This window comes from Pseudomonas sp. 22526, assembly GCF_052044735.1.
GTDB lineage: Bacteria > Pseudomonadota > Gammaproteobacteria > Pseudomonadales > Pseudomonadaceae > Aquipseudomonas > Aquipseudomonas piscium.
The window spans coordinates 102,903-121,910 of sequence record NZ_JBQENK010000004.1 but is presented as its reverse complement, the minus strand read 5'-3'; the positions used below and the strand labels follow the sequence as shown (position 1 = coordinate 121,910).

Annotated in this window: 17 protein-coding genes; 5 read left to right on the top strand and 12 right to left on the bottom strand. The window is 63.7% G+C overall.

Annotated features, from left to right (window positions below; all coding sequences use genetic code 11):
- Positions 1–29: 29 nt before the first annotated feature.
- Positions 30–401 carry a hypothetical protein gene (locus tag ACTJKT_RS07460; protein WP_440786658.1) on the bottom strand — a complete coding sequence of 124 codons (372 nt, stop codon included), beginning with the start codon at positions 399–401 and terminating at the stop codon, positions 30–32.
- 241 nt (positions 402–642) lie between these two features.
- Here ACTJKT_RS07460 and ACTJKT_RS07455 point away from each other — a divergent pair, with 241 nt between their 5' ends.
- The 3 genes from ACTJKT_RS07455 to ACTJKT_RS07445 all read left to right on the top strand — a co-directional run bounded on the left by ACTJKT_RS07455 (position 643) and on the right by ACTJKT_RS07445 (position 4,927).
- Entirely contained in the window at positions 643–1,941 is a 1,299-nt protein-coding gene (locus ACTJKT_RS07455) for a hypothetical protein (RefSeq protein WP_063429052.1), read from the top strand.
- Entirely contained in the window at positions 1,934–2,722 is a 789-nt protein-coding gene (locus tag ACTJKT_RS07450; protein ID WP_440786657.1) for an MlaA family lipoprotein, read from the top strand. The genes ACTJKT_RS07455 and ACTJKT_RS07450 overlap by 8 nt, the downstream gene beginning before the upstream one ends.
- Positions 2,723–2,896: 174 nt before the next feature.
- Complete coding sequence (locus ACTJKT_RS07445) at positions 2,897–4,927, top strand: FUSC family protein (RefSeq protein ID WP_440786656.1); 2,031 nt, start codon at positions 2,897–2,899, stop codon at positions 4,925–4,927.
- 69 nt (positions 4,928–4,996) lie between these two features.
- On the opposite strand, the gene ACTJKT_RS07440 is transcribed toward ACTJKT_RS07445, so the two are convergent.
- From ACTJKT_RS07440 to ACTJKT_RS07395, 10 genes are all read right to left on the bottom strand, one after another.
- Positions 4,997–5,602 (bottom strand): LysE family translocator, encoded by a 606-nt coding sequence (locus ACTJKT_RS07440; protein ID WP_009042782.1) that lies wholly within the window; start codon positions 5,600–5,602, stop codon positions 4,997–4,999.
- 89 nt (positions 5,603–5,691) lie between these two features.
- Positions 5,692–6,321 (bottom strand): LysE family translocator, encoded by a 630-nt coding sequence (locus ACTJKT_RS07435; RefSeq protein WP_097302546.1) that lies wholly within the window; start codon positions 6,319–6,321, stop codon positions 5,692–5,694.
- 81 nt (positions 6,322–6,402) lie between these two features.
- Complete coding sequence (locus ACTJKT_RS07430) at positions 6,403–7,005, bottom strand: formyltransferase family protein (protein ID WP_440786655.1); 603 nt, start codon at positions 7,003–7,005, stop codon at positions 6,403–6,405.
- Between the two features lie 60 nt (positions 7,006–7,065).
- Positions 7,066–8,388 carry an aspartate aminotransferase family protein gene (locus tag ACTJKT_RS07425; protein WP_440786654.1) on the bottom strand — a complete coding sequence of 441 codons (1,323 nt, stop codon included), beginning with the start codon at positions 8,386–8,388 and terminating at the stop codon, positions 7,066–7,068.
- Positions 8,389–8,415: 27 nt separating this feature from the next.
- Positions 8,416–8,559 (bottom strand): hypothetical protein, encoded by a 144-nt coding sequence (locus ACTJKT_RS07420; RefSeq protein WP_007931463.1) that lies wholly within the window; start codon positions 8,557–8,559, stop codon positions 8,416–8,418.
- A 34-nt stretch (positions 8,560–8,593) separates the two neighbouring features.
- Positions 8,594–10,435, bottom strand: a complete 1,842-nt coding sequence (locus ACTJKT_RS07415; RefSeq protein WP_440786653.1) for a carbamoyltransferase family protein — start codon at positions 10,433–10,435, stop codon at positions 8,594–8,596.
- 65 nt (positions 10,436–10,500) lie between these two features.
- Positions 10,501–11,127 (bottom strand): LysE family translocator, encoded by a 627-nt coding sequence (locus ACTJKT_RS07410; RefSeq protein ID WP_007931461.1) that lies wholly within the window; start codon positions 11,125–11,127, stop codon positions 10,501–10,503.
- 14 nt (positions 11,128–11,141) lie between these two features.
- Positions 11,142–12,185: an inosamine-phosphate amidinotransferase 1 gene (locus tag ACTJKT_RS07405; protein WP_440786652.1), complete on the bottom strand. Its 1,044-nt coding sequence runs from the start codon at positions 12,183–12,185 to the stop codon at positions 11,142–11,144.
- A gap of 16 nt (positions 12,186–12,201) precedes the next feature.
- On the bottom strand, positions 12,202–14,379 hold the full coding sequence (locus ACTJKT_RS07400) for an iron-containing redox enzyme family protein (RefSeq protein WP_440786651.1): 2,178 nt from the start codon (positions 14,377–14,379) through the stop codon (positions 12,202–12,204).
- A 185-nt stretch (positions 14,380–14,564) separates the two neighbouring features.
- Positions 14,565–15,569 (bottom strand): inducer of phenazine A, encoded by a 1,005-nt coding sequence (locus tag ACTJKT_RS07395; RefSeq protein WP_097302541.1) that lies wholly within the window; start codon positions 15,567–15,569, stop codon positions 14,565–14,567.
- Positions 15,570–15,844: 275 nt separating this feature from the next.
- Between ACTJKT_RS07395 and ACTJKT_RS07390 the strand changes: the two genes are divergently transcribed.
- Positions 15,845–17,260, top strand: a complete 1,416-nt coding sequence (locus ACTJKT_RS07390) for a PLP-dependent aminotransferase family protein (RefSeq protein ID WP_440786650.1) — start codon at positions 15,845–15,847, stop codon at positions 17,258–17,260.
- 51 nt (positions 17,261–17,311) lie between these two features.
- Here ACTJKT_RS07390 and ACTJKT_RS07385 read toward each other — a convergent pair whose 3' ends face one another.
- Positions 17,312–18,238: a DUF808 domain-containing protein gene (locus tag ACTJKT_RS07385; RefSeq protein ID WP_440786649.1), complete on the bottom strand. Its 927-nt coding sequence runs from the start codon at positions 18,236–18,238 to the stop codon at positions 17,312–17,314.
- A gap of 135 nt (positions 18,239–18,373) precedes the next feature.
- Between ACTJKT_RS07385 and ACTJKT_RS07380 the strand changes: the two genes are divergently transcribed.
- A complete protein-coding gene (locus tag ACTJKT_RS07380; protein WP_440786648.1) occupies positions 18,374–18,982 on the top strand; it encodes a TetR/AcrR family transcriptional regulator in 609 nt (202 codons plus the stop codon).
- The last annotated feature ends 26 nt before the right edge of the window (positions 18,983–19,008 follow it).

Sequence of the window (19,008 nt, the reverse complement as noted above, 5' to 3'; positions counted from 1 at the left end):
TCATCCTTCATCGCGAGCAAGCTTCGCTCCTACAGAACAGCGCGAGGCGCCCGCACCAGTCGCAAGGCGCCGATCACGATGGCAAACACTGCCAGGCTGGTGTTGTAGAGCGCCAGCGCCGGAAAGCCGAACAGCAGCGCCAGCGCCGCCAGGCTCCAGCCGGCACGACCCGGCATCACGAAGGCGACCAGGGACGCCGCCAGCGCCGCCCAGCCCATGACCTTGAAGTGGATCAGCAGCCCCAGGCTGGAACGCGCCTGGCACTCCCAGCGGCTGGCCTCGTCGACGCAGACGCCGACCCATCGAGCGTCCTCCATGAAGCCGTAGCGCACGCCATAACTGGCGGCCAGCCACAACGGCAGGACAACAAGCAGCAGAATCACGGGAAAACGGCGGGACATGAAGCACTCCGATAAGCGAAAACGGCGCCCAGCATAATCGCCCGAGGCCGGTAAGCAAGCCTGTTACACAGATAACTGTTGAGCAAACAACGGCAAAGTGTATCGTCTGGCGACTATTACCGCCGATCCGGCTTTGCCCTGCCTTGATCGTTTTTTGTGCCGTGCCATGGCACTTCGGCAGTAACCCGGTGGTCATAGCCTGCGAACTTCACTCGGCACCTTCCTCTACAGGGATTCAGTCATGCTCCGTTCCTTGCGCTTCGCTGCCCTGTTTGGCGGCCTTATCTCGAGTGCGTCCGCGCTCGCGGTCGACATCGACGCCGCCAGCTATGGCTATCCCTTGACCAATCCGTTCGAGGCGACCATTGCCACCACTCCGCCGGACCTGCGTCCGAAGTTGCCGAGTGACGACGACATCAATCAGACGGACCGCAGCCTGACCTTGCGCCCCGAGCGCGAGTTCATCCTGCCGGACAACTTCTGGGCCGTGAAGAAGCTCACCTACCGCATCGCCGAGCAGGACCATGCCGCACCGCTGATCTTCCTCATCGCCGGCACCGGCGCGCGCTATGACAGCAGCCTCAACGAATACCTGAAGAAGCTCTATTACCAGGCCGGCTACCACGTGGTGCAGCTGTCCTCGCCCACCAGCTTCGACTTCATCAGCGCCGCCTCGCGGTTCGCCACCCCCGGCGTGACCAAGGAAGACGCCGAAGACATGTACCGCGTGATGCAGGCGGTGCGCGCGCAGAACCCGAAACTGCCGGTCACCGACTTCTACCTCACCGGCTACAGCCTCGGCGCCCTGGATGCGGCCTTCGTCAGCAAGCTGGACGAAACCCGGCGCAGCTTCAACTTCAAGAAAGTCCTGCTGCTCAACCCGCCGGTCAATCTCTATACCTCCGTCACCAACCTCGACAAGCTGGTGCAGACCGAGGTCAAGGGCATCAATAACACCACCACCTTCTACGAGCTGGTGCTGAACAAGCTGACCCGCTACTTCCAGCAGAAGGGCTACATCGACCTCAACGATGCCCTGCTCTACGACTTCCAGCAGTCCAAGCAGCACCTGAGCAACGAGCAGATGGCGATGCTGATCGGCACCTCGTTCCGCTTCTCCGCCGCCGACATCGCCTTCACCTCGGACCTGATCAACCGCCGCGGCCTGATCACCCCGCCCAAGTACCCGATCAGCGAAGGCACCAGCCTCACGCCATTCCTCAAGCGCGCCCTGCAATGCGACTTCGACTGCTACCTCACCGAGCAGGTGATCCCGATGTGGCGCGCCCGCACCGACGGCGGCAGCGTGCTGCAACTGATCGACCAGGTGAGCCTGTACGCACTCAAGGACTACCTGCGGGACAGCCCGAAAATCGCCGTGATGCACAACGCCGACGACGTGATCCTCGGCCCGGGCGACCTGGGCTTCCTGCGCAAGACCTTCGGCGACCGGCTGACGGTCTACCCCCATGGCGGCCATTGCGGCAACCTCAACTACCGCGTCAACAGCGACGCCATGCTGGAGTTCTTCCGTGGCTAAACATCTCTTGCTCATCGCTGCGTTGTTCTGCGCAGGTTATGCCAATGCCGACGACAGCAAGGCCGCGACACCCGTGGTCGCAGACGGGGACGGCTTCACCGAGCCGCTCAAGCGGCTCAAGTTCAACCCGGGCCTGGACCAGCGCGAATTCGAGCGCTCGACCCTCAACGCGCTGAACGTCTACGACCCGCTGGAGTCGTGGAACCGTCGGGTCTACCACTTCAACTACCGCTTCGATCAGTGGGTGTTCCTGCCGGTGGTCGACGGTTACCGCTACATCACCCCGAGCTTCCTGCGCACCGGCGTGAGCAACTTCTTCAACAACCTGGGCGACGTGCCGAACCTGGTCAACAGCCTGCTGCAGTTCAAGGGCCAGCGCTCGCTGAACACCACCGCGCGCCTGCTGGTCAACACCACCATCGGCATTGGCGGTCTCTGGGACCCGGCCACCAGCATGGGCCTGCCACGCCAGAGCGAAGACTTCGGCCAGACCCTGGGCTTCTACGGCGTGCCGGGCGGCGCCTATTTCGTCCTGCCGATCCTCGGCCCCTCGAACCTTCGCGACACCGCCGGCCTGGCGGTGGATTACACCGCCGAGTCGGCGATCAACTTCCTCAACGTTTCCGAGGTCAGCTCGAACCACCCCGAGGTCTGGATCCTGCGGGGTGTCGACAAGCGCTATCAGACCAGCTTCCGCTACGGCCAGCTGGACTCGCCGTTCGAGTACGAGAAAGTCCGCTACGTCTACACCGAGGCCCGCAAGCTGCAAATCGCCGAGTGATCCCTCCCGGGCCCTGCGCACCCGCGCAGGGCCCTTTATCTGTCTTCCCCCTCCGATAAACCCTGCTCCCCTACCCGCCTGCATCCTCGCCAGATGCGGAAAAATCTTCATTGGAATTTTCCAGGCAAGTAGATACGATGCTAATCATTAGCCAGCTATCTATATGCCTTGCGAATGAAAAGCCCCACCCTGCGAATCCCCGATTTCTGGCTGGCCGTCCTGGTTCCAAGCCGCAACGACCTGCTGTTCGCCATCAGGAACATGATCGCCGGGGGCATTGCCTTGTACCTGGCCTTTCGCTTCAACCTCGAACAACCCCAGTGGGCCCTGACCACCGTGTTCATCGTCAGCCAGCCCAGCAGCGGCATGGTCCTGGCCAAGGGCGCCTTCCGCCTGCTCGGCACCTTTAGCGGGGCCCTGGCCTCGATCGTGCTGATCGGCCTGTTCGGCCAGGCGCCCCTGCTGTTTCTGCTGGCCATGGCGCTGTGGCTGGCCTTCTGCACCACCGGCGCCTCGCTGCTGCGCAATCACGCCTCCTACGGCTTCGTACTGGCCGGCTACACCGCGGCGATCATCGCCCTGCCCGCCACCACCCATCCGCTGCAGGTGTTCGACCAAGCCGTGGCCCGCTGCTCGGAAATCAGCCTGGGCATCGTCTGCGCGGCGATCGCCAGCACCCTGCTCTGGCCGCGCCGGGTCGAACAGGCGCTGGCCACCCAGGGCAAGGCGGCCTGGCAAGCCGGCATGCGCGCCGCGGCCTCCGAGCTGATCGGCCAGGACCAACGCAAGGGGCTGCTGGAAGCCCTCGGCAAGCTGGTGGCGGTCGATGCCCAGCGCGATCACGCCTGGTTCGAAGGCCCCCTGGGACGACGGCGCTCCCAGGCCCTGCGGGTGCTCAGCCGCGACTTGCTGAGCCTGCTGCGCGCCGCCCGCGGCGTGGCCCGCCAGCGGCTGATGCTCGACAGCGCCGCGAGTGCCAACGTTGCCCCCCTGGTCGAACAGCTGGCCACGGCCCTGGAACACAGCCACGAGGAAGATATCGCCCAGCTGTCGGTACACCTTCAAGAGGCGCTGCAGGACCGCAGCCTGTCGCAGGACGCCCATCTGTGCCTGATGCAACTGGCTCAGGTGCCGCTGCTGCTGGAACGCAGCGCACAGACCCTGCAGGCCGTCGAGCAAGGCCGGGTACCCCAGGGCGCGCCTGGCGCCCTGTCCTGGCACCGGGATATCGAGCAAGGCATCCTCGGCGGCCTGCGCAGCGCCCTGGCGTTTCTCGCCGTGGCCGGCTTCTGGGTGCTCTCGGCCTGGCCCTCCGGCCTGGGCGCGGTGTCGATCTGCGGGGTGGTGCTGAGCCTGTTCGCCGGCCGGGAAAACCCTTCTGCCTCCAGCCTCAACTTTCTCAAGGGCATCGCCCTGTCGGTGCCGGTCGCCGGCTTCGTCGGCCTGGGATTGCTGCCCGGCTGGGACGGTTTCCCGCTGCTGTGCGTGGGCCTCGGGGTGCCGCTGTTTTGTGCCTCGCTGTGCATGAGCAAGCCGCGGATGGCGCCGATCGCGTCAGCGTTCTGCATCTTTTTCGTCAACAACGTCGGCCCCGGCAACCTGATGACCTACGACCTGGCCAACTTCCTCAACAAGGCCATGGCCACCCTGGTCGGCGTCGGCATCGCGGTCCTGGTGTTCCGCCTGGTCAGCCTCAACCCTGGCGAACATCACTATCGGCGGATGTTCCGCGCCTCGCTGTTCGACCTGGCGCAACTCACCTCGCGCCCGCTGGAGCAAGCCGAGAGCTGGTTCGGCGGGCGCATGGCCGACCGTCTGATCCGCCTGGCGCGCTATTCCGAAAGCCTGCCCCAGGAACGCCGCCAGCACTGGGACAATGGCCTGCTCGGGCTCGACCTGGGCGACGAACTGCTGCAATTGCGCGCCAGCCTGAGCGCCGCCAGCGGTGCCCTGGGCGTCGAGCGCGGGCACTACCTGCAGAGTATCGCCACGCTGCTCAAGTCAGGCGGACCGACGCCACGCCGCACCGACCAACTGGATGGTCCGACCGTCACCTTGCTCAAGGCCCTGGAGCAGGCGCCGCAACTGCCGGAGCAGGATCTGGAAATGGCCAGGGCGGCGCTGCTGCAACTGCAATTCACCTGGCATAAATGGTGCCGCCTGACTCGCCACGAACCCGGCGTGGCAGCTGTCGCCCAGGGGTAATGAACAGGCAAAAAAAACCGCCACGCGCCGGTTGCGGCGGGTGGCGGCATAACGCCCTGAGAAAGCCCCTCAGGCTTGCAGCAACGGGAACAGCGAAATCACCAGCAGCAACGCCATGCCGTAGTTGAACAGGCGCAGCCAGCGCGGGTCGCGCAGGACATTGCGCAGCACGCTGCCGAACCCGGCCCAGACCCCGACGCTCGGCGCGTTGATCAAGGCAAACAGGCTGGCGATCACCACCACGTTGAAGAAGTAACCCTGCAACGGCGTGTAGGTACTGATGGCCCCCAGCGCCATGACCCAGGCCTTGGGGTTGACCCACTGAAACGCCGCGGCGCCCCAGAACCCCAGCGGCCGGCCCTTGCCATCGACTTCCTGGGACACCGGCCCGGAACGGGCGATGTTCCAGGCCAGGTACAGCAGATAGGCGGCACCGACGTAGCGCAGCACCTTGTACAACACCGGGTAGGCCTCGAACACCGCCCCCAGGCCCAGGCCGACGGCCAGCACCAGCACCAGGAACCCCGAACTGATCCCGAGGATATGCGGCACCGTGCGGCGGAATCCGAAATTCACCCCCGAGGCCAGCAGCATGGTGTTGTTCGGTCCGGGGGTCACCGAGGTGACAAAGGCAAACAAGGCGAAAGCCAACAACAAGTCGATCGACAACGGCATACAGTCATCCTGAGAAGTACATGCTCCGAACAGAGCCCTGATTCATTGTTTTCGCCCCGGCGATCGCCACGGGCGAGGCTTATCCACGCTTACAGCAAGGACCCGATGAAGCCCGCGGCGACCATCGTGTAGAACGCGCCGCACACCAGGCCGAAAGCCTTGCGCGTGCGGACGAAAAACGGCTCCGCCGAACGCGCGGAAAAGGCCAGGGCATAGGCACAGAAAATCACGAAGCCGGCGACCGCGCAGCTGCCCACCAGCACGAAGCTGGCCCAGGATGGCGCCGTGGCGCTGAGGCCGACGGTGGTCACGGTGAACCAGGTCAGGGCCGCCTTGGGGTTGGTCAGGTGGATGCCCAGCCCTTGCAGGTAGAACCCCAGCGTGCGGCTCTGCTTGGCCCGGGCGCGACTGAGGTTGACCGCGTTGGGGCTCAGGGCGCCGCGGATGGATTTGTAGGCCAGCCATAACAGGTAGCAGGCGCCGAGGATCTTCAGCCAGACCAGCACCTGGGTGTTGGACATCAGCAAGGCCGAGACGCCCGCGGCCGTCATCGCCCCCCAGCACAACGAACCGGAAATGACCCCGGCCGCCAGCGCCAGCCCCGGGGTACGCCCGTAGCTGAGCGAGGTGTTGGCAATCGCCAGGTTACCCGGGCCAGGGCTGGCGGTTCCGATGACATAAACGGCCATAGCAGCACCAAAGCTCGATAAATCAAACATTTGACGGTCTCTCGTAGAAGTCGCGGGAGCAGGGTTTACCAACCGGGGATGCCGCCCCGCGCGGGCCGGCATCCATCCTCGCTACTTGAAGCAGCGATGATCGGGTTCTTCGGCCCGGATCTTTTCCATCCAGGGTTTGAGTTCGGATTGCTTGTACAGCCGCTCGCCCCAACGCTCGGGCGACACCGGCAGCGGACGGCCTTGCAGGATGTAGTCGGTCAACAGGTGGATGAACTGCTGCAGGCAATAGGCACCGACATGCAGGCGCAGCGAAGACGCGGTTTCCGCCGGGGCGACGTTGAAACGCGCGACATGGATGATGTCGCCGCTGTCCACCGAGGGTGCCAGGTGATGGCAGGTCGAACCGTAGGTTTCGTCCTGGTAGTAGATCGCGTAGTACTGGCTGCCCAGGCCACGGTACTTCGGCGGCGCCGGGTGCAGGTTGATCGCACCCTTGCGGGCCCGCTGATAGATGCTCGGCGGGAAGATGAAGTCGCCGCGATAGGAAATGATCCAGTCGCCTTCCCAGTCTTCCAGGTGATACGGATAGGGGTCGCCCGGGTCCCAACAGAACACTTCCAGGTTGGAAAAAACCGTCTTGGCGAATTCGACGCCGTGATCGCACCAGTCCATGGTGCACACCGACAATAGAACTTTGTCCTTGCATGGTTCGATGGTCTGCATAGTCTTTTCCATTATTGGCTGTTGGTACATTTGGAACACATCCCCGGTCCGCCCTCCCCGCTAGCCCTGCTGGCAGGCCTCGACCACCGCCGTGAAGCGCTCGACCATTTCGGCGATTTCCGCTTCGCTGGAGATGAAGGGCGGCGCGAACAGCACGTGGTTACCCTGGACGCCATCGGCGGTTCCCGACCCCGGATAGATCAGTAGCCCTTGCTCCAGCGCCTGCGCCTTGAGCCGCGCGGCGTAACGACCGCCACCCTGATACGGCTCGCGGGTGCCCCGGTCCTGAACGAACTCCACCCCGACGAACAGGCCGCGCCCGCGCACATCGCCGACATGCTCGAAGCGCGCCAGGCACTCGCGCAGGCCGTGGCGCAATTGCTCGCCGCGCAGGCGCACGGCCTGCAGCAGGTTCTCGTCCTGGATGACCCGCTGCACCTCCAGCGCGACCGCACAGGCCAGCGGATGGTTGACGTGGGTCTGGCCGTTGCCCAGCACCCCGGAGTTGCCCGCCATGGCCTCATGCACCCGGCTGCTGACCAGCAACGCCGAGATCGGCTGGTAACCGGCCGCCAGGCCTTTGCCGACTGCGACCATGTCCGGCACGATGCCGTCGTCCTCGTAGGCGAAGAACCTGCCGGTACGCCCCATACCGGCCATGACCTCGTCGAGGATCAGCAGCACGTCATGGCGCTCGCACACCGCCTTGATCTTGCGGAAGTAACCCGGCACCGGCGGCACCGCGCCGTTGGTGGAGCCGACCACGGTCTCGGCGAAGAACGCCGCGACCTTGTCGCTGCCCAGTGCCTTGATTTTTTCCTCCAGTTCCAGCGCCAGCCGAGTCCCGTACTGCTCGTCGCTTTCATCGGCGCCCTGATGGCGATAGGCATAACAGGGCGAGACGAATTCGGCGGGCCCCAGCAGCGGCTCGAATACCCCGCGACGCTGCAGGTTGCCGGAAATCGCCAGGGTCCCCAGGGTGCTGCCGTGGTAGCTCTGCTGCCGCGAGATAAAGATCGATTTGTCCGGCAGCCCGCGCTCGCACTGATACTGGTAGGCAATTTTCATCGCCAGCTCCATGACCTCGGAGCCGCCGGAGAGAAACTGCGCCTTGGCCAACCCGCCGGAGGCCCCCACCAGCAGGTCCGCCAATTCCTCGGCGGCGGCCGTGGTGAAGCTGCCGGCATGGGCCCAACTGAGTTTCTTCGCCTGCTGCTCGATGGCCGCGGCGATCCGTGGATGTCCATGTCCCAGGCTGGAAACCGCTACCCCGCCGCAGGTGTCGAGGTAGCGTTTGCCCGAAGCATCCTCAAGCCAGACCCCAGCGCCATTGACGGCGTGAATCGGTGAGGCATTCAAGTTCTTGTAGATGACCGTTGACATGGATCCGAGCCCTTGCAGTTATACGGCCTAACGGGTGTTTTCCGGGTGGTCCCACGCCGTCGAGCCTTGATGGAAACGCTGACTGAAGCGCGAGGAATTGAATATCCGGCGCGCCCAGCCGATCGGTAGCAACACCACAGCGAACATCAACAACGAAAGCAACCTGAGCATGGCCTTGTCTCCTGAATAAAAAGTGAGTGAGCGATCAGTCCAGCGGGATCTCGTTGCGCCAGTCGACCTCTTCGACGAACTCCGGCTGGGTCGTGCGCTCGAGAATGAAGTTGCCCAGCACCAGCACATCCATCTCGGTGCGCATGAAGCAGGCATAGGCCTCTTCCGGCTTGCACACGATCGGCTCGCCGCGCACGTTGAACGAGGTGTTGACCAGCACCGAGCAGCCGGTGCGCTTCTTGAAACTGCGCAGCAGATGGGTGAAGGGCGCGTTGTTTTCTTCGGTCACCGTCTGCACCCGCGCCGACAGGTCGACATGGGTCACCGCCGGCAGCTGCGAACGGATCGAGTTGATGCTGCCCAGGCCGCGCTCGGGGCCGCCGGGCTGCAACGACTCGGCGGTTTTGATCGAGTCGTTGACCTGGGAAACCATCAGCATGTACGGGCTCTTCTCGCAGATGTCGAAGTAGATCTGGGCGTCCTCGTCCAACACCGCCGGGGCAAAGGGGCGGAAGGATTCGCGGTACTTGATCTTCAGGTTCATGGTGCGCTGCATCTCGGGATTGCGTGGATCGCCGAGGATCGAGCGCGCGCCCAGGGCTCGCGGGCCAAACTCCATGCGCCCCTGGAACCAGCCGACCACGGCGCCGTCGGCCAGGTGCCGCGCGGTTTCGTCATACAGCTCGGTACCCTCGAAGCGCCGGTACGGATACTGGTTGGCATCGAGAAACGCCTGGATCTCTTCATCGCCAAAACCCGGCCCCAACAGGCTGCCGCTCATGGCGTCGAGCTTCTTGCTGCCCAGGTGCGGGCGCCCGGTGCGCTTGACCGAATAGTCCATGGCCGCCCCCAGGGCACAACCGGCGTCGCCGGCCGCGGGCTGAATCCAGATCGCATCGAAACGTCCGGAACGGCTGAGTACGCCGTTGGCCACACAGTTGAGCGCCACGCCACCGGCCAGGCACAGGTTGCGGTAACCGGTCTGCCGCACAGCCGCGGTGGCCAGCCCCAGCACCACTTCCTCGGTCACCTGCTGCACCGAGGCCGCCAGGTCGCATTCGCGCTGGGTGATCGGGCTCTCCGGCTTGCGCACCGGGCCGCCGAACAGTTCCTCGAACGCCTCGCCGACCATGCGCTCGCCACGCAGGTACTCGAAGTACTTCATGTTCAGAGTGAAGGAGCCATCGGCGCGGATGTTGATCAGTTCCTTGCGGATCTTGTCGGCATAGATCGGCCGGCCATAGGGCGCCAGGCCCATCAGCTTGTACTCGCCGGAGTCGACCTTGAAGCCGCAGTAATAGGTGAACGCCGAGTAGAACAGGCCGACCGAGTGCGGATAGGAAATCGAGTTCATCAGGTCGAGCTTGGAGCCGTCGCCCTTCCAGATCGTGGTCGAATGCCATTCGCCGATGCCGTCGATGCACAGCACCGCCGCCTGCTCGAACGGCGACGGGAAAAACGCCGCCGCGGCATGGGAACGGTGGTGCTGCGAGGCGATGGTGAGCGGTCCGGTACCACGTCCCAGTTCCTCGAGCTTCTCGTCGATGAACTTGAGCACGTTGAGCTTCCAGCGGATCCATTCCGGCATGGTGCTGATGAAGGTGCGCGCGCCGCTGATGCCGCCACTGGCGAAGGAGGAGATCATCCGCGAGAACTTTTCCTGCGGGTCTTCGTAGTAGACCACGGCGGTCAGCTCATCGAGGCCGATACCCTCGGCGTCCAGGCAGTACTTGATGGCATTGGCCGGAAACGCCGCGTCGTGCCGCACCCGCGTGAAGCGCTCTTCCTGGGCCGCCGCCACCGGCACCCCGTCCTTCACCAGCGCCGCGGCGCTGTCGTGATAGAACGCCGAAATCCCTAATACGTAAGTAGCCATTTAAACGCTCATCCTCATAGCTTCATGCCAATCCATGGAAATTCCCTGTGTCTGTGCACAGTCCGTCATCCGTGCAACCAACTTGAGACCGGCAGGCTTTTTAATGCCGGAATCAACGACACCACCAACAACACACTCATTGAAATGTTGAACAGCCGCAGCCGGTTCGGCTCGCTGAGAAAACGCCGCAAATAACGTCCGAACAGCACCCAGACCATCGAGCAGGGCGAGCCGAAGAGAAAGAAGATCAAGGCGATCAGCAGGATCTGCGCACTGTAGGAACCGACCGGCGTGGTGTAGGCCAGGACCGCGCCCACCGCCATGATCCAGGCCTTGGGGTTGACCCACTGGAACAGCGCCGCGCCGGTGAAGCCCAGCGGACGCCCGCCCTGGTCGTCGAGATCGACCGTGGGCGCCGTGGCGATCCGGTAGGCCAGGTACAGCATGTACAGGGCACCGACGACCTGCAGGATGTCGTGCAGGCTGGGATAACGATGGAACACCGCGCCGGCGCCGAGCCCCACCGCGATCAGCATCAGCGGAAAGCCGATGTTGATGCCCGCGACGTGGCGCAGGGTGCGGCTGATGCCGAAGTTGACCCCGGAGGACATCAGCATCACGTTGTTCGGCCCCGGCGTCACGCAGGTGGAAATCGCGAACAGGATGACGGCGTAGTAGTCCAGATTCTGCATGCCCCAGGCTCCGCTCAACGATAGTCTTCAAGGGTGCCGCGGCGACGAATGTCGACCGACACGCAATGGAAGCCGCCACTCAGGCTGCGGGCATGGCGCATTTTCAGCGGCGCCACATCGATACCCTGTTTTTCCAGGGCGCGAATCAGCGGCACCTGCTGGTCGTTGATCACTGCCAGCGCCGGGTTGACCATGATGAAGTTCATGCCCTGCCAGATCGATGCGCGCGGGTAGGACCAGCAGTAGCCGGTGTCGACCATCTCCGGCGCCCAGATGATGTCCCAGTTCTTGAACAGCGCCGGCACCTGGTCCTTGCGGATCCGCTCCGGACACAGCACCACCAGCCCCGGACGGACCACGGTGATGGTGGTATCCAGGTGCGTGCCGTCGTACACACCCTTGACCGGATGTACCCGGTAACGCTCGCCCAGCACCCGCTGCAGCCACTGGCAACCCAGTTCGTTGCCACTGCGGGAAACCAGATAGAGGATGTCCTCGCCGACGCGGATCACGTTGGCGGCGTCGAAGATCGGCTCGTCATTGGCAATGATCGAACCGTCCTTGGGGTTGATCCGGTAGGTGCTGTCCAGCAGCTGCGGCTTGGGCGCGGAAATCCAGTTGGAACCGCTGGCAAAGTAGTCGGCCAGGTGGCGGCGATAGGCGAACGGTTCCAGGTAGCGGCTGCGCAGCGCCATCGGCGCCTCGATGATGGTCTGGCCGATGGGCAGCAGCACATCCCGCGGGCAGTAGTTGTATTCGCCGTCGGTTTTCCAGGCGGAAGTACCGAATACCGCGCGATGATCAGTGACGTCCGGGCGCCGCACTATGACCCCGTGGGAACGCAGGAAAGCGGCGAAGGCGTCCAGGTCCTCGCCGGCTTCCTCGATGACCTGCTGCGGGTAGGGGCCGGATGGAATGTCCTCGATGTAGTCGTGCTGCTCGCTGTAATCCAGGGCGAACAGGCCGCGGTCGGGTCGCGGCACCTGCGCGCCCTGAGCGACGCCGACAATCATTTCTTCCAGCGGATCCCACTCGTTGTGCACGTTGACCAGAGACATGGGCACTCCTTGATGTTCAGGCCGTTACGCCAACCGGCGCGGCAGGGACAATAGGTTCGTGATGGAGCAGCGCCTGATCCTCGCCCCGCGCCTTGCTCCGGGGCAGGACCGCGCCCGCCGAGCCGATACCCAGGCGCTGCAACCAGGACGTCAGGCGATCCGGCTGCGGTGCCAGGGACTCGTAGCCGACGCGGACCCGCTGCCAGTGTTCCTCCAGTTCCGCCGGCTTCGACGCGGCGACCTGGCGCATGTAGGCGTCGATGGCGTCCACCGCCCAGGCCGAATGCCCGGTGGAGACGTTATCGATGGTGTTGTGCAGGTCGACGAACGCCGTGCTGAAACCGTAGTGCCGGAGGAAGCGCCGGGCCGAGCGGTAACTGCCGCCCACCCCCGACAGCTCCATCGCCAGGTTCATGCCGAGGATTTCCGGCATGAAGGTCACCGGCAGCTTGCCCAGGCACAGCCAGTAGACCGGCAAGCGGAACGACGCTTCGTCCAGCCGCGTATCTTCGGCGAATTCACGGGCACCGGTAGGCGCCAGCTCCAGGCCCATCTGGCGCAGGCCGTCGCGGTAGATTTTCGGATGGTTCAGCGCGTAGGAGCCGTTGCCCAGCTCGTCCCAATAGGTCTGGAACAGCGCGTAACCGACATGGGACGAAGCCAGCCTCAGGTCGGTGAAGCCCTGCAGCCAGGCACCGTCGATCAGGGTCAACGGCGCCAGTTGCAGGGTGGAGTCGACGATTTCCTCGCGCGACGGCATGGCCGCCGGGTCGCTTTCTTCGAACTCCTGGCCGTGGCGGTCGTGCTTGTCCAGCAACCATTCGCGCAATACGCCGACATTCCAGGATTCGGGCAAGGTGCGTTCGGAGCTTTGCAGCGAGCGGCGCGACTGCTCCAGCCAGCGCGTCACATAAGCCTGGGCAAAAGCCTGGGTGCGAGGCGCCAACGCCCTGCCCTGCAAGACGAAATAGGCCTCGCGCAGGCTCTTGGGCCACTGGCCCTGCTCCTGAATGTCCTCGCCCAGCACCTGTGGAACCACTGCATGGCAAGGGGTTGGCACTGGTACTTCGCCAGCTTCTGCGCGCTGGATCGGGCCGGACAGGCCATCGATCCATTTGCGGATGACGTTCAGGTCGGCCTCGCTGAAAATCCGGAACATGCGCCCGTTCGGCGCGACCAGGGTGTTGACCAGCAGGCTCTTCTCGGCGTTGCCCGGCACGATCAGGCGGCTGCGCGAAAGCATTTCCAGCAGCGGCACGGGGTCGACCTGGGCCTCGCGCAGCCACTGCGCCAGGCTGCGGCCTTCCATCTTGTAATCCTGGTGATAAACCGCGCCGGCCCGGGCCATGCGCTGGATCATCTTGCCCATCAGGCGCTCGGGCGATACCGCGGCCCGACAGTGCGCCAGCAGCCGCTCGTTGAACGTCTTCAGGGCCGCGAACAACCACTGGGCGCCCGCCTCCAGTTGCAGGCGGCGAAGGCTGCCCAGGTTGGCAACCTGCTCGCAGACCCACTGGGAGATCTCCAGCGCCGAGCTGTCGCCCGCGGTTTCATCCAGTTGATTCAGGTCGAGCCGGCGGACGTCCAACTGCTGGGCATCCAGCACCGACCACCATGGGCTCAGCCCCAGGGCACGCCAGGCATAGTCGATGCCGCACAAGGTGTCGCCAAAGGCATCACTGCGGCGGCTCACCGCTTGCAGCAATGCCGGTAATTCGAACAGTTCGTCAGGCAGGTCGGGGAGCGTGGAAAGCTCGAACGGCGAAACCGCATAGGCGGTCAGCCCCGCCTGTACCAACAGCGATTTGAAGTGGTCGGCGCGCGATGCCAGGGGCCGCCCGACGCCCACGTCGTGGGCCAGCAACTCCATGAGCTTGAGCTGCGCGCTGTCCTCGAAGACCCCGGGGGCGCTCATGCCTTGCAGCCAGCAGCCCAGCACCGAGGCCAATGGCGCCGAGTGCACCAGCAGTGCCTCGGCGAATTCCCGTTGGTTGCCCAGCTCCGCAGCCTGGCTGGCCAGTTCGCGGTAAACCCAGGCCTGCTCGTCACGCCAGTGCTCGATCTGCACCCGCAACCCGGCCAAGCCATCCGCGCCGGCTTCACCCGGTGCGGCCAGGCCCATCAGACGCCGAATACTGACATCCCCCAGAAAGCTCTCGGGGTTGCTGACTGATCGATAAAACTGGCGCCACATACTCTTTACTTCCCTTCCAGGTTGGAGACCAAGGCAATCCATTGCCGGCCCTCAGTCATCGGCAAGCAATGACGTCGGGTGTCGAGATCAGAACATCGGGTAGATCGAAGAGTCCGGCTTCTTCTTTTTCTTCTTGCCGAACAGGCGTTGGAACAAGCTCTTGATGTAACTCATGGCAGACTCCTTTAAAGAACATCGAGGATGATTTTCGAGACGAAATCGTTCCCCTGGTCGGTGAAGTGAATACGGTCGACGAACAACCACTGTTCAGGCCGCAGGGCCTCGGACAGTAGCGGTGTAATGTTCACGAAACGCACGCCCATCTTCTGTGCGCCCTCGCGCAGGCGGGCGGCATAGGCCTCGCAGACGCTGGGTTGCAGGATGTCGCCATAGACCTCGCTGAAACTGCCGGCGCGATCCAGCTCGGCGAACAGTTGCTCTTCCTCGTCGCAGCCCTTTTCCCGGACCCAGCCGGCCAGCGGCTGCAGAATGAAGGTCAGCTTGGCGCCCATGTCGGCCGCCAGCGCACGCCAGGTATCCAGGTGACGCAGGGTCAGGTCGGCGGCGTATTCGATCTGCTCTTCCATGGTCGGTGGCGGCTCGGGCGCCGGCTCTTCCTGTTCCTTGCCGAGCAAGGCGCGGAACATGCCGCGCTTGGGTGCCTGAGTCTCCGGACGCATGGCGTCGAAGAACTGGTTGCAGTTGAAGAAAGCGCCGTGTTCGCCACGGCTGCTTTGTGGCTGGCGGGCCAGCCCCAGGTTGTTGAACCCGGAAAACAGCACGATTTCGTCGACCTTGGGCAGCAAATGACGGTAAAGGGTGAAGAGCGTCAGTTCCTGGGTCGAGTTGAAGCTGCGTCCGCCGAAGTTGATCCAGGGTTTGCTGTCAGGATCGTTCTCGGCCAGGCGCGAAGGCAGTGTCCAGGCATCCGAACTGGCACCGATGCCAAACACGGTCGAGCTGCCGGCCAGCACCCGCACGCTCTTGGCGTGACGGCTGTTGACCACCGAATACTGTATGCCCAGCAGTTCCGAATAACGGAAGCCCGAGGCATCTGTATTGACCACCTCCGAACTGTGGTCGGTAGGATGGAAATACATCAAATAAGGCAGCCAGCGAACCTCACCACCGTCGGTGAACTTCTGCTCGTACTCAGCCATCTGTGGAGTCAGTTTGATCCTTGCCGTCATTACCCTGCTCTTCCTTGAGAAGTCATCGTCTAAAGTAGCCTGAGGGGGAAGCCCGTTGCACGTTGCCCGGGGGGACTCTGAATTGCGCCGCAACTGTATTTAAGAACAACCAGTACAGCGCGATGCGGGCCATCTTCCCAAAGGCAACCACTGTCTTATAGGTACACGCTGGATGATTTTTCTCAGTACAGATTGCTTTTTCTCCACTAAAAATTTTCAAAAAAAGTGGAATCTGTAACTTTTTATACGACAGATGAGTCGCTACAGTCCCCCGCATGACTCGATACCTGAATCTCGCCGAATACATCAGCAGCCGCATTGAGCAGGGGTTATACGGGCCGGGGGAGCGTTTGCCTTCGGTGCGGGCCCTGAGCCTCGAGCACGGCGTCAGCCTCACCACCGTGCAACAGGCCTATCGGGTTCTGGAAAGCTCGGGGCTGGCTATTCCCAAGCCCAAGTCGGGCTATTTCGTCCCGGCCGGCCGGCGTTTGCCGGAGTTGCCGAAGATGGGACGGCCGTCGTTGCGGCCTGTGGATATCTCCCAGTGGGACCTGGTGCAGGACCTGATGCGCCAGGAGCAGAACGCCAATGCCATTCAACTGGGTTGTGGCATGCCCGACACCACGGCGCCGACCCTCAAGCCGCTGCTGACCGCCCTGGCGCGGATCAGCCGGCGCAGCGACAGCCCGAGCCTGCAATACAACCACCTGCAAGGTGTGCTGAGCCTGCGCGAGCAGATTGCCCGCCTCGGCGTCGACTCCGGTTGCCGCCTGACACCCGCGGAAATCGTCGTCACCAGCGGCTGCCAGGAGGCCCTGTCCATCGCCATCCGCGCCCTGTGCGAACCCGGCGATATCGTGGCCATCGCCTCCCCCTGCTTTCACGGCATCATCCAACTGCTCAAGGCCGCCGGCCTCAAGGCCCTGGAGATTCCCACCGACCCGGTCACCGGCATCAGCCTGGAAGCCATGGAAATGGCCCTGGAACAGTGGCCGATCAAGGCCATCCAGCTCACGCCCAATTGCAACAACCCGCTGGGCTACATCATGCCGGACGATCGCAAGCGCGCGATGATCCGCCTGGCCCAGCGCTACGACGTGCCGATCATCGAAGACGATATCTATGGCGACCTGGCGTTCCGCTACCCGCGGCCGCGCACCCTGAAGTCATTCGACGACGACGGACGCGTGCTGCTGTGCAGTTCGTTCTCGAAAACCCTGGCGCCGGGCCTGAGGATCGGCTGGATCGCCCCGGGGCGTTACCTGCCGCAAGTGCTGCACATGAAGTACGTCGGCTCCGGCACCACCGCGACCCAGCCGCAGCTGGCGGTCGCCGAGTTCATTGCCAAGGGTCATTACCTGCCGCACCTGCGACGGATGCGCAAACAGTACCAGCGCCATCGCGACCTGATGACCGAGTGGGTCAGCCGCTACCTGCCGGAAGGCACCCGGGTCAGCAAACCCCAGGGCGGGTTCACCTTGTGGGTGGAGCTGCCGGACGAGTTCGACACCTACACCCTGAACCGGCTGCTGGAAGCCGAGGACATCCAGATCGCCAACGGCAATATCTTTTCCGCGGCCGGCAAGTACCGCAATTGCCTCAGGCTGAACTTTGCCGGCGCGCCCAATCGCAAGATCGAACAGGCGATCAACAAGATCGGCCTGGCGGTCGCGCAACTGCTCCCCGCCTGACAGCCCCTCGCCCCCGGCCCTCGTCCTAGTACGGCGAGGGCCTTCAGCGAATCAGGCCCTGGCCGCGCGCCATAGCTTGCCGCCCAGCGACACCACGACCAGTACCGCGGCACCGGCGATGATGCCGGCCACGGCATTGAGCAGCGTCGGCATGATCAGCGAAAACCCGCCAACCGCCTCGGCCGTGTGCGCCGTGACAGTCTCGATCCAGTGATGCGCCGCCGGCACGCCGTGGGTGAGGATGCCGCCGCCCACCATGAACATCGCCGCGGTGCCGATCACCGAGAGGCTTTTCATCATGTAGGGTGCCGCGCGCAGGATGGCGCTGCCTATGCTTTTCGCCACCTGGCCCGGCTTCTGCGTCAGCCACAGGCCAAGGTCGTCGAGCTTGACGATGCCGCCCACCAGGCCATACACCCCGACGGTCATGACGATGGCGATGCCCGAAAGCACCACCACCTGCTGCATCAACGGCGCATCGGCGACGGTGCCCAGGGTAATGGCGATGATCTCGGCCGAGAGAATGAAGTCGGTGCGGATCGCGCCCTTGATCTTGGTCTTCTCGAAGGCCACCAGATCGGTAGCCGGGTCCGCCACGGCCTCGATCAGTTGCTGATGGTCGGCCTGATCCTCGGCCTTGCTGTGGAGAAACTTGTGGGCGAGCTTTTCAAAGCCCTCGAAGCATAGGTAGGCACCGCCGATCATCAGCAGCGGCGTCACCAGCCAGGGCACGAAGGCACTGATGGCCAGCGCCGCGGGCACCAGGATCAGCTTGTTCAGGAACGAACCCTTGGCCACTGCCCAGACCACCGGCAACTCACGCTCGGCGCGCACCCCGGAGACCTGCTGGGCATTGAGCGCGAGGTCGTCCCCCAGCACCCCGGCGGTCTTCTTCGCCGCCATCTTGGTCATCAGCGCCACATCATCGAGTACCGCGGCAATATCGTCGATCAGCACCAGCAAACTGCTTCCGGCCATGGATCAGGGTTCCTTGAGGTCATAAATGTTGCGAAGCATAGCGCGCAACGGGGTCTGGCGGGGCATTCTTGAGCCTCGCGCAAGGCCGGTGCTACCATGCGCAACCGCCCGAACAGGCAAGGAATCACCTGGTTTATGAGCACCATCCGCGAGCGCAACAAAGAACTGATCCTGCGGGCAGCCAGTGAAGAGTTTGCCGACAAAGGCTTCGCTGCGACCAAAACCAGCGACATCGCGGCCAAGGCGGGGTTACCCAAACCCAACGTCTACTACTACTTCAAATCCAAGGAGAACCTCTACCGCGAGGTCCTGGAAAGCATCATCGAGCCGATCCTCCAGGCTTCGACCCCGTTCAACGCCGACGGCGTGCCCAGCGAAGTGCTGAGCGGCTACATCCGCTCGAAAATCCGTATCTCCCGCGACCTGCCCTTCGCCTCCAAGGTGTTCGCCAGCGAGATCATGCACGGCGCCCCGCACCTGAGCCCGGACCAGGTCGAGCAGCTCAACGCCCAGGCCAAGCACAACATCGATTGCATCCAGACCTGGATCGATCGTGGCCAGATCGCGCCCATCGACCCGCACCACCTGATGTTCAGCATCTGGGCCGCGACCCAGACCTATGCCGACTTCGACTGGCAGATCTCGGTGGTGACCGGCAAGGCCAAGCTGGACGAGGCCGATTACGAAGCCGCCGCCCAGACCATCATCCGCCTGGTGCTCAAGGGCTGCGAAACGGATCGTTAGATCGCGTCGCATCCATCGCGGGCAAG